General features: G+C 40.4%; 11 protein-coding genes. 1 reads left to right on the top strand and 10 read right to left on the bottom strand.

The features are described 5' to 3' along the window. Window positions 1-253 precede the first annotated feature (253 nt). On the bottom strand, window positions 254-376 hold the full coding sequence (locus V7L12_RS06490; RefSeq protein ID WP_335083147.1) for a hypothetical protein: 123 nt from the start codon (window positions 374-376) through the stop codon (window positions 254-256). Between V7L12_RS06490 and V7L12_RS33135 the strand changes: the two genes are divergently transcribed. Then, the gene (locus V7L12_RS33135) at window positions 323-763 is read left to right on the top strand and encodes a hypothetical protein (protein ID WP_442947873.1); all 441 of its coding nucleotides are present in this window, start codon (window positions 323-325) and stop codon (window positions 761-763) included. The two genes, V7L12_RS06490 and V7L12_RS33135, sit on opposite strands and share 54 nt — an antisense overlap. 688 nt (window positions 764-1,451) lie before the next feature. Here the strand turns inward: V7L12_RS33135 and V7L12_RS06480 are convergent. From V7L12_RS06480 to V7L12_RS06440, 9 genes are all read right to left on the bottom strand, one after another. After that, on the bottom strand, window positions 1,452-1,931 hold the full coding sequence (locus tag V7L12_RS06480) for a tetratricopeptide repeat protein (protein ID WP_335083143.1): 480 nt from the start codon (window positions 1,929-1,931) through the stop codon (window positions 1,452-1,454). A 34-nt stretch (window positions 1,932-1,965) separates the two neighbouring features. Beyond that, on the bottom strand, window positions 1,966-2,133 hold the full coding sequence (locus V7L12_RS06475) for a hypothetical protein (protein WP_335083141.1): 168 nt from the start codon (window positions 2,131-2,133) through the stop codon (window positions 1,966-1,968). 208 nt (window positions 2,134-2,341) lie between these two features. Continuing rightward, complete coding sequence (locus V7L12_RS06470; protein ID WP_335083139.1) at window positions 2,342-3,322, bottom strand: magnesium transporter CorA family protein; 981 nt, start codon at window positions 3,320-3,322, stop codon at window positions 2,342-2,344. A 259-nt stretch (window positions 3,323-3,581) separates the two neighbouring features. Next, window positions 3,582-5,642 carry a tetratricopeptide repeat protein gene (locus V7L12_RS06465; RefSeq protein WP_335083137.1) on the bottom strand — a complete coding sequence of 687 codons (2,061 nt, stop codon included), beginning with the start codon at window positions 5,640-5,642 and terminating at the stop codon, window positions 3,582-3,584. 195 nt (window positions 5,643-5,837) lie between these two features. Continuing rightward, window positions 5,838-7,700 carry an aspartate kinase gene (locus V7L12_RS06460; RefSeq protein WP_335083135.1) on the bottom strand — a complete coding sequence of 621 codons (1,863 nt, stop codon included), beginning with the start codon at window positions 7,698-7,700 and terminating at the stop codon, window positions 5,838-5,840. Between the two features lie 120 nt (window positions 7,701-7,820). Beyond that, window positions 7,821-8,390: a Uma2 family endonuclease gene (locus V7L12_RS06455; RefSeq protein WP_335083133.1), complete on the bottom strand. Its 570-nt coding sequence runs from the start codon at window positions 8,388-8,390 to the stop codon at window positions 7,821-7,823. An 80-nt stretch (window positions 8,391-8,470) separates the two neighbouring features. Beyond that, window positions 8,471-8,659: a type II toxin-antitoxin system HicA family toxin gene (locus V7L12_RS06450; RefSeq protein ID WP_335083131.1), complete on the bottom strand. Its 189-nt coding sequence runs from the start codon at window positions 8,657-8,659 to the stop codon at window positions 8,471-8,473. A gap of 2 nt (window positions 8,660-8,661) precedes the next feature. Further along, complete coding sequence (locus tag V7L12_RS06445; RefSeq protein ID WP_335083129.1) at window positions 8,662-8,955, bottom strand: type II toxin-antitoxin system HicB family antitoxin; 294 nt, start codon at window positions 8,953-8,955, stop codon at window positions 8,662-8,664. 542 nt (window positions 8,956-9,497) lie between these two features. Beyond that, the coding region (locus V7L12_RS06440) for a tetratricopeptide repeat protein (protein ID WP_335083127.1) at window positions 9,498-9,937 on the bottom strand (440 nt) is incomplete at its 5' end.

Here is a 9,937-nt window from a genome sequence, read left to right as displayed (position 1 = left end):
TATAACAAATGCGAACGCCGATATAACAAATGCGAACGCCGATATAACAAATGCGAACGCCGATATAACAAATGCGAACGCCGATATAACAAATGCGAACGCCGATATAACAAATGTAGTGCCCGAAGTAGCAAATGCTAGTGCAAAATAAATAAAACCCTTGTAGTATAGTAATTACGAATTATGCACAGCAGCAACTTGGTATAAAGATTGTATCGTTAGTCCATCATTGGGGTATTCGACTACAGCAAAATTACATATTACCTGAAAGCGATCGCCATCGAATGGCAATGCATACACTCAAACGGGCGAATCCATTAATATCGTCGGTTCTACTCCAGAGTTGGGATTGTGGGACATTAGCAAATGTGTTCATCTGCGTACAAGTGGCGATCGCTGTGCCGTCCGCATGATGCTATATAAGATGGAGTACGATGGCCCCACCTTTCCGTTTTATCTAACGCGCACCACCAATATTGCAGATGTTGCGGATGCGATCGAACACGGTTTTGATGATATGTGGAACCCTGCTTTTCTGCATTACAGTCCTGATGCAGGTAGAATTTACCACAGAGTAAGTGGTCGGGTCTATCCTTTGCCCATGAAGTCGAAGAGACAGACGACCCCACGAACGATATGTCTCCCGTCCATGAACGGATGCGCGTTCGTTACACAGCAAGCTCCCAAAGGTTTTGGTACGCACTACTACACTGCGATAAAGTGCTTTTTGTCCGCACAGGAATTAGCGATCGCGGTGGTGTGATAGATTTAGTCAACAAGCTGCAAAAACAATGCCAGGGGAAGCCATTTCATCTCTTGCTTCTTTCTCCCCAAAGCGGTGATGAGTTTTTAGACCTTCCCAATGTGCTGCATTACAATGTCGAGTTTAATCCCGATCGGATGTATGACGATTTGAGACACTGGATGTACTGCACAGAGGTGATGCGAGGAATTCTGGAATCCCTTGGTGTGTCTAGTAAAAATCTCTTTTGGTGTCCACCCAAAATACCGAAGGGGTGATAAACTAGGTAGGGACGATCGCTTTTCGACTACTTAAACCCTTCCATATAATGCAGGTTGGTAGTCTAATATAATGTCCGCTAGATTACTTATTAAACCTGAAGAACCCCACCCCGTCAAAGCTATGCTTTGTCTCCCCTCCCCGCCTGCGGGGAGGGGCTGGGGGTGGGGTGCAATGACTGTGGAAATCATAACTAATTATACGGACATGATATAACGGCTAGCTTCACGGGCGGCAGATAAAATGTAACTCAGCATCAGCGTATATCCACCGTCCGGTGCAAGCGTTTGTTAAGCCAGGCAGCTAAAAACCAAGCAGCGCCTTCTGAACTTCCTCTGTCTTGATATTTTTATAGTCAGATTTGCGTCCCATTGTACTCACATATTTAAGAAAGGGTTTTTTTAGATGAATTTTGGTTCGATATGATTCACTATTGTGCTTCCTGGAAAGCCTGAATCGCTAGTCCCTGCTGATCTGCTGACAAGTAGTTGATAGATGTCAATAAAGCAGTCTCTAGCAAATTCTCTCCATACGTACTTTGATTGACTTCTCCCCATATTGGATTAAAGGTAAACTGCCCCTTGTTGTACGCGTCAAGAAAACGTCGATAGCTGGAAACAGCCCCTTGATAATTACCTGCTTGAATACATGTGCTGCTTATGGAAAGAAAAGCTTTTCCATAGTCTGGAAATTTCTGGACAATTTCTTCATACTGCTTGATCGCTTCTTCAAACCTACCGAGCCTCTTAAGCGTGGCAGCACGATTGTTGTAGTACATTGGATTGGCGTCATCAAGAGTGATAGCTTGATCATAACGAGACAGAGCATTTTCAAACATGCCCATCTTAGCGCTTACATTACCTTCGTTGTAAAAGATTTCGGCTTTAGCTTGATCTGTGTAGCTTTTCATAGTTCACACTCCCTAGCTTGAGATTTGTGTTTAGCTACCAGATAGTATTCCCAAAAATCTTGTACGGCATAACATTCCCAATCACCCCAGATAAACCGTAACACCCAACCACTGCACATTCCTGAATATCTGGATGCGATCGCAATACTTCTTCAATTTCTAAAGCTGAAACTTTATACCCTCCGGTTTTGATGATATCCACATTCATCCGTCCCAGAATTCGGTAGTTGCCATTCTCAACTACGGCGGTATAATGGGAGATTCACGTTTTTTTACCGATTTAGGGTTGATTCAGTCTACTTAATCAAAGTATATATATAAATCTGATTTGATTTGCTCTGCACCTACAGGCTTAAAATCACGATTTTTTTAATAATTCGATAATCGTTTTATTCGTAACTTTATAGATACTACAACCAACGTTGGTTTTTGGCATAGACAATACTGCCAATCACAATTAATGCCATCATACAGATCACCAGAGGATAAGCCCAAGGTTGTTCTAATTCCGGCATGTATTTGAAGTTCATACCATAGAAGCCAGACATAAAAGTGATTGGTAAAAATATGGTTGAGAGGATAGTTAGACGATTAATTCGTTCACCTGTTTTACTAGCAATATTATCACGTTGAATTTCCATTAATTCTGACATCCAGGCTCTTATAGCTTGATATTCTTGCCAGAGTTTATCAACGTGATGAACCAATTCTTGATTGAATAGTTCTTTTACTGGCGGCCCGATCCATTGAAAATCTTCATTATCCATAATAGCCATAAGTAACTTGATGCTTTGAAAATTACGGCGTCCAGAACGAGTAGATTGCCTCATTGTGGCAATTTTTTGGTAAGTTGATTCATCACCAGAATTGTCTAAAACTTCATCTTCTAAATCATCAAGTTTTCTAGAAATATAGGTAAATACAGTTTCGTAATTATTTAAAATATCTTTAAATATGAGATAAAAAAGATAGTCAATTCCCAACTTCTGAATATCTAGAGTTCGCTTTTGGAGATTATTAGCTAAAATACTTAAAATTTTTAGTTCTGTGATTTCAAAAGTTATGATAAAATTATTTCCAACCACAATATTGCCACGTACAACCTCAAACTCATTATTTTTTATTTGAGAACTTAGGATTTCATAGCTGTCAAATAAACAATCTTCTATGTCTTCATCAATTCCTACAGGGGAATGGTTGAAAATCATGTTAACACGAGATGGATTGAGTCCAAAGTGCTTGATAATCCTGGCTGTTCCGGTGCGATCGCGGAAGTGAATACAGCGCAACCAAATATTGTGAGAACTATCAATTCTTTTCAGTACCGTATCGACATCTCTATGGGTGAATATTTCCAGGTTATCTGGATAAAAAGTCAGGAGAATTAGCATATAACAATCCTAATTGAGTCGTGAAAAAACACGGAGACTCATATTGAGCGATAATTTATTTGACTACAACGACATATAAAATGTCAAAGCCTATAATTTATAAAGCTAAGTAGTAAGCTCTTTAGTGCTTACTACCAACTCTCAAAACTAGTTTGATAAAGTACTAGTAGTAAATTTGTAAAATAAAACACATTTAAATAGCACAATCACTCTCTAAGAGTTTTGACCGTTGATAGTCAACACTATATTGAGTGGTAGCTCAATTTTTTTCTATTTTCCCAGATTTCGGGCGAGTAGTTGGCGCTGGCGCTGACTTATTTTGCAGAATTGCAATTTCCCGCCGTGCATCTTGATAACTCTCTTGTTCGCCTTGCTGTTGGAATAGTCTTGCAGCTTTTTTGAAGTCTGCGATCGCACCCAGTTTATTTTTCTGTTTGGTGCGAATCACACCCCGGTTATAATAGGCTAAGGCGTTGTTAGCATTAATTGCGATCGCTTGTGAATAATCCTGATTTGCAGCTTTTTTATTTCCCAGTTCGAGATAAGCGTTACCACGGTTGTTGTAAGCTGCTAAATTATTAGTATCTAGTTTTAGTGCTGCGGTGTAATCTTCAATAGCGCCTTTATAATCTCCAAAAGAAAAGCGGTGAATGCCTCTGTGAATATAAGCTGCAATAAATTTAGGATCGATCTGTAAAATAGTATTGTAATCTTCAGTAGCTTCTACTTTATTTCCCAGATCGCTGTAAATATCACCACGATTCAGATAAGCTTCTATGTATTTGGGATTAATGTTGATTGCATCTGTGTAGTCTTTAATTGCTTCATCTTTTTGTTTATTAAGAGATTGAGTTAAACCTCTTTGATAATAAGCTTTAGCATCACTAGGATTAATCTTAATTACTTTATCAAAATCTTGGATTGCTTCAAGTCTTTGTTTGAGGCGACGGTGGAGAATACCTCGTTGCAAGTAGGCTTCGGTATACTGAGGTTTAAGAGCGATCGCTTTGCTAAAATCTGCAATTGCGCCTTTATTATCCTTCGATTGAGCACGAGCTAATCCTCGTCCATAGTAAGGGTATGCATCTTTGGAATTTAACTTTATTGCTTGGGTATAATCTGCGATCGCTTCTTTGTATTTGCCTAATTCCGAAAAAGCAAATCCTCGGTCAAAATAGGCATTAGCATCTTGAGGATTCAGTAAAATAGCTTGGCTAGAGTCTGCTTGTGCTTGCTCGTAGTCTCCTAATCGATAATAAGCATCACCTCGCCGATTATAAGCTAAAGCGTTTTGCGGCTCTAATTCAATAATGTGATTGAAATCTTCAACTGCTCCTTCATAGTTTCCTAACTCATATTTATTTACTCCCTCTTGGTATAATGTCTGTTGGGCATCACTTACAAGTTTTGGCGATCTCAATTGCCACGCTGCAACACTAAGGGTAATACAGCCAGCTATCCCCGCTAGAACTAGTAATAATTTTTTCTGATGCTGTTTTTGTTGATCGTCATCAACATTTATTAACTTTTTCAGGTCGTCTAAAACTTCGGTTGCATACTGGTAGCGCTTACGATAGTCAAAACGCACCATTTTATTAATAATTTTTGCTAGTTTTCTGTTAACTTTTAGATTTTTATCGCGCCAAAGTATTTCACCTGTCAGCTTATTTTTCTGACTTCGTAAATTAGATATTTCGTTTGCAGGTATACCTTTCAGTGCTGCAATCGCAATTATACCTAAAGCATATATATCACTGTTATATTTGAGGTTGCCGTTAATTTGTTCTATAGGCATATACTCGGAATTTTCAACAGTATTAGTGATGCCTTCATTAAAAGTAGCAAAATTAACCAAAACTAACTTCTTATCTGATTCCCGGCGAATAATATTTGCTGGTTTAAGATCCCGATGAATTACGCCATAGCTATGTACAACGACCAAAGTTTCTAATATCTCTGACAAAAAACTAATTACTTGATCTTCATTGAGAAGTTGTCCCTGAACGATTTCGTCAGTTAAAGGATTACCGGGTATGAATTCTTGAACTAGATAAAATTCTTTATTTTCTTCAAAAGAAGCAATGAGCTTTTGAATTGGCTCGTGTTCCTGTCCTAGTTTTTCTAAAGTTGCTGCCTTACTTGTAAACAAGCGACGTAGAATTGTTAAAGCTTGAGGATTGCTATTAGGAAGAGATAACTGCTTTACTATAAATTCTTTACCATTAAGATTAACATCTTCAACTAGATAGGTTTTCTCTTTTTCCCCATCATTGATAACTTTTAGTATTCGATAATGTCCATCTAGTAAATGACTATTCATCAATATAAATTATAGTCTGATAAATTGTTCGATTATAGCTTATGTGTTATTACTACTAATTTTAAAATATAAATATTTATTTATTAAGCAACTTCAAATGAGATCGATGCGTGGGCTGCTACAGCGTGTATATTGCAAAGTCCCTCTCCCAAGCTTGGGAGAGGGATTTAGGGTGAGGGCTACTTGATGCAGATTTTACGCTGGCACGACAAATTTCTCGCTACCAGCCAGTTGAAAGGCTGCATGAATGGCTTGCAAAGCTTTAACACCTTGCTCTTGCGCCACAACACAACTAATTTTGATTTCTGAAGTGGCAATCATTTGAATATTGATTTGTTGTTGGGCTAAAGCTTCAAACATTTTAGCAGCAACACCTGGTTGTCCTAGCATCCCTGCACCGACAATACTCACCTTAGCGATCGCACTATCTAAAACAACTTCATCCCATCCTAATTCTGCTGCTACTTGGGTGAGCATTTCTCTGGCATTTTCCCCGTCTATCCGCGAGACTGTAAAGGCAATATCTCGTCTGGGAACACCATCAATCACCCGGCAGCGCTGAGATTGGATAATCATATCAACACTGATATTATGCTGCGCTAATAATCCAAACAACTTCGCCGCCATTCCTGGACGATCTGGCAATTGGCGAATAGCAAGACGCGCTTGATTCAAATCGAGAGCAACGCCGCGAACAGGAGGAGATGAAGAAGACAAGGGAGAGTGGGGAGACAAGGGAGAAGTTTTTTCAATGATTCTTCCTTGTCCCCCTTGTCCCCTTGTCCCCTTGTCCCCTACTTTGATCTCAAAGGCGGTACAGAGTGCTATGACGGCGCGATCGCATTGGGCTGCATCGACTACGCAACTTACTTTCACTTCGCTGGTGGAAATCATTTGAATATTCACGCCAGCTTCAGCTAAGGTGGCGAACATCTTTGCAGCAACACCAGGACGGCCAATCATTCCTGCACCTGCGATGCTGACTTTGGCAATGTTATGTTCTACCATTACCTCGGCTTCTTCCAACTTGGGGTTAGATTGACTCCTCAGTGCTGGGGCGATCGCTGTTGCTACTGCTTCTGCGCGTCTTAATACTGGTGTTGTGACAGTAAAGGCAATGTCATTACTGTTACCTTCATGAACTGACTGAATAATTAAATCTACGTCTACTTTTTGCCGAGAAATTTCGCCAAATAACCTGGCTGCAACGCCTGGTTTGTCGGGTACGCGCAACAAAGCGACCTTTGCCTGGTCAGTGTCAAATTCTACAGCATCTACTGGACGGGCAATTTCTAGATTGATTAGCGATCGCCCTTGGGGTTTGGCTGATGTCACCCAAGTACCTGGTTGATCCGTCCAGCTAGACCTAACTACAAGGGGAACACCATAGTTACGGGCAATTTCCACAGCACGGGGATGCAGCACTTTTGCGCCCAAGCTAGCTAATTCCAACATTTCATCGCAGCTGATGGCATCCATCAACTGGGCTTCAGCAACTAAGCGGGGGTCTGTAGTGAGAATCCCTGGAACGTCTGTATAAATTTCGCAAAAATTCGCTTTTAATGCGGCTGCGATCGCCACTGCTGACGTGTCGGAACCACCACGACCCAAAGTCGTAATTTCCATCTCTCCAGCGCTTGATATACCTTGGAAGCCAGCTACTACAACTACTTTACCTGCATTTATGTGGCGAGTTAGGCGAGTAGTTTCAATATGCAAAATCCGAGCGCGGCTGTGTTCAGCTTCAGTAACAATTCCTACCTGAGCGCCAGTCATGGAAATTGCTGGTTGTCCGAGTTCCTGCAAAGCCATACTGAGTAAGGCAATGGTTACTTGTTCGCCAGTAGAAAGCAGCATATCCATTTCCCGGCGATTAGGATTTGGAGAAATTTCAGTAGCTAGTTTGACGAGTCCATCGGTGGTTTTGCCCATTGCCGAAACCACTACGACAATAGAGTTTCCAGCTTTAACAGTTTTATAAACACGCTGTGCAACAGCTTGAATACGTTCGACTGAACCGACAGATGTACCACCGTATTTCTGAACTATGAGCGCCATAACTTTTTTTTAATCAATTGTGCCTGCTTTCATCAACGCTTCCGCCTGGTAAGGAAGCTTTCAAGGCTTATCAGTTATATAGTTTACTAAATATTGCGTCGAATACCCTATAATAATTAATTATTCAAAAACTACATCTTCGTAGAGTGCTGTCATTGTTTCCTCAAAATCCACGCTATTGAGTCGAAATGATTGATGCTCTGATGTGTAAGATTGTAAAACCCACAACCCTTGTTCATTGCGTCGAAAACACTCAACTCGCTGACGTTTTGTATTAATTAAAACATATTCTTGCAGACTTTCCAGTGTTTGATAATCGGCGAATTTGTCGCCCCGGTCAAAGGCTTCGCTAGAATTAGATAAAACTTCGACAATTAAACAGGGAAATCTTTTATAACCTGGCGTTTCTTGATCTCGTCGATCGCAAGTAACCATCACATCCGAATAATAAAAGCGATTCAGAGATTCAATTCTGGCTTTCATGTCAGCGATGTAAACACAACAACCAGAGCTGCGCATATAATTACGGAGGAAAGCGAACAGGTTTCCCGCAATAGTAACGTGTGGATCTAGCGCTCCAGCCATTGCGTAGATGTTGCCGTCTATATATTCATGCTTGATATTGCTCTTTTCCTCTATTTGGAGGTATTCTTCAACGGTGACGTAGTTTTGTTGGGGCGAGGCTATCATGGTTGAAACTTGAAAGTTTGAGTGATACTGATCTAGGGTAGCGTTTACTGTTAGTGCTTCACTACGAACTAACAGAGCAATTAAAAATTAGGTAGTAAACCTGCTTGTTTGCAAATTTCATTAGCAGTAATACGATCAATGGTACGATGTCGTTTTACAGGAATAGTTTTTATATCATTAGTATAAATAGAATGATTTCCTCCTTCCCTTAATAAATAAAAGCCATTTTGTTCTAAGTATTTAATTAGCTCCTTTCGTTTGACTGACACACTCAAACCTCTATAGGAATTTGTTCCAGCAAAAAACCACCTGTGGGAATTTCTTTATTTTGTTGACGATAGGCAAGAATCATTTCTTTTGTTGCGTCTTGCAACATAGCCCTGCATTCTTCTATAGTTTCTCCTTCTGTGATGACTTCTTGCCATTCAATGAGTTGTCCCATATATCCGCTATTAGTTTTTGTATATTTTGCAGTGTATGTAATTACCATTTCTGTTTTTGTGAAGATAATTATATGATTGATCGTAGCTGATTTTTTCTTGTAGGGGCAATTGCTCTCTATCATTCACAACCACATAATAGCGATCGCCTGTAGATTTATACTTCTTTACTAGAGCGATGTCTGCGACGGGCTACGCCTACGCCAGCTTTCGGCTCAATGATATACCAAAATGAATGCGTGAATTACTCAAATTAGAAAGCAAACTGGGGTTTGAGAAAGTAAAAGCTTATTTTGCTTGCCGAAAACACCAAAATGAGAAAGCAAAAGCTGCTTTTGCTTGCGGAAAACACTAAAATGAGAAAGTAAAAGCTGCTTTTGCTTGCAGAAAACACCCAAATGAGAAAGCAAAAGCTGCTTTTGAGTAAGTAAAAGCTGCTTTTGCTTGCGGAAAACACCAAAATGAGAAAGCAAAAGCTGCTTTTGAGTAAGTCAAAGCTTCTTTTGCTTGCGGAAAACACCAAAATGTGAAAGTCAAAGCTGCTTTTGAGTAAGTCAAAGCTCATTTTGAGTAAGTTGAATCGCATTTTTACTTAGTTCAATATGAATTTTAGTCTAGGCGATCGCGCTTTTCAGTTTTATTACGGTATGCTTTGCACAAAACTAGCTTATTCTGGATTTGGGGGGAGGCGATCGCGTAGATATGCTAAACCTTCGCGCACAGTAACGGTATTAGGATGATTTGCCCCTAACTGTCGCTCACAAATGTCTAATGCTTGTACGCACAAGGGTTCGGCTTCGCTGTATCTGCCTTGGGAGTAGTAGAGTAACGCGAGGTCGTTAAGGCTAGCACCGACATTTGGATGTTCTTCACCCAGCAGCTTGCGCCTGAGTGCTAAAGCTTGGATGAAAAGGGGTTCGGCTTCGCTGTATCTGCCTTGGGAGTTGTAGAGTTGAGCTAGGTTGCTGAGGCTTTCGACATTTAGATGTTCTTCATCCAGCAGCTGGCGCGTGAGTGCCAAAGCTTCGATGTAAAGAGGTTCGGCTTCGCTGTATCTGCCTTGGGAGTTGTAGAGATTAGCTAGGTTGTTGAGGCTAGCAGCGACAT

Source organism: Nostoc sp., from assembly GCF_036918245.1.
GTDB lineage: Bacteria > Cyanobacteriota > Cyanobacteriia > Cyanobacteriales > Nostocaceae > Nostoc.
The sequence above is the reverse complement of the archived record's forward strand: the minus strand, read 5'-3'. Positions and strand labels throughout refer to the sequence as shown.

Coding starts and splice junctions, on each gene's coding strand:
- V7L12_RS06465 (WP_335083137.1), bottom strand. CDS start 5,642: ATGAATAGTCATTTACTAGATGGACATTATCGAATACTAAAAGTTATC.
- V7L12_RS06480 (WP_335083143.1), bottom strand. CDS start 1,931: ATGAAAAGCTACACAGATCAAGCTAAAGCCGAAATCTTTTACAACGAA.
- V7L12_RS06460 (WP_335083135.1), bottom strand. CDS start 7,700: ATGGCGCTCATAGTTCAGAAATACGGTGGTACATCTGTCGGTTCAGTC.
- V7L12_RS06455 (WP_335083133.1), bottom strand. CDS start 8,390: ATGATAGCCTCGCCCCAACAAAACTACGTCACCGTTGAAGAATACCTC.
- V7L12_RS06470 (WP_335083139.1), bottom strand. CDS start 3,322: ATGCTAATTCTCCTGACTTTTTATCCAGATAACCTGGAAATATTCACC.
- V7L12_RS06445 (WP_335083129.1), bottom strand. CDS start 8,955: ATGATAGAGAGCAATTGCCCCTACAAGAAAAAATCAGCTACGATCAAT.
- V7L12_RS06490 (WP_335083147.1), bottom strand. CDS start 376: ATGAACACATTTGCTAATGTCCCACAATCCCAACTCTGGAGTAGAACC.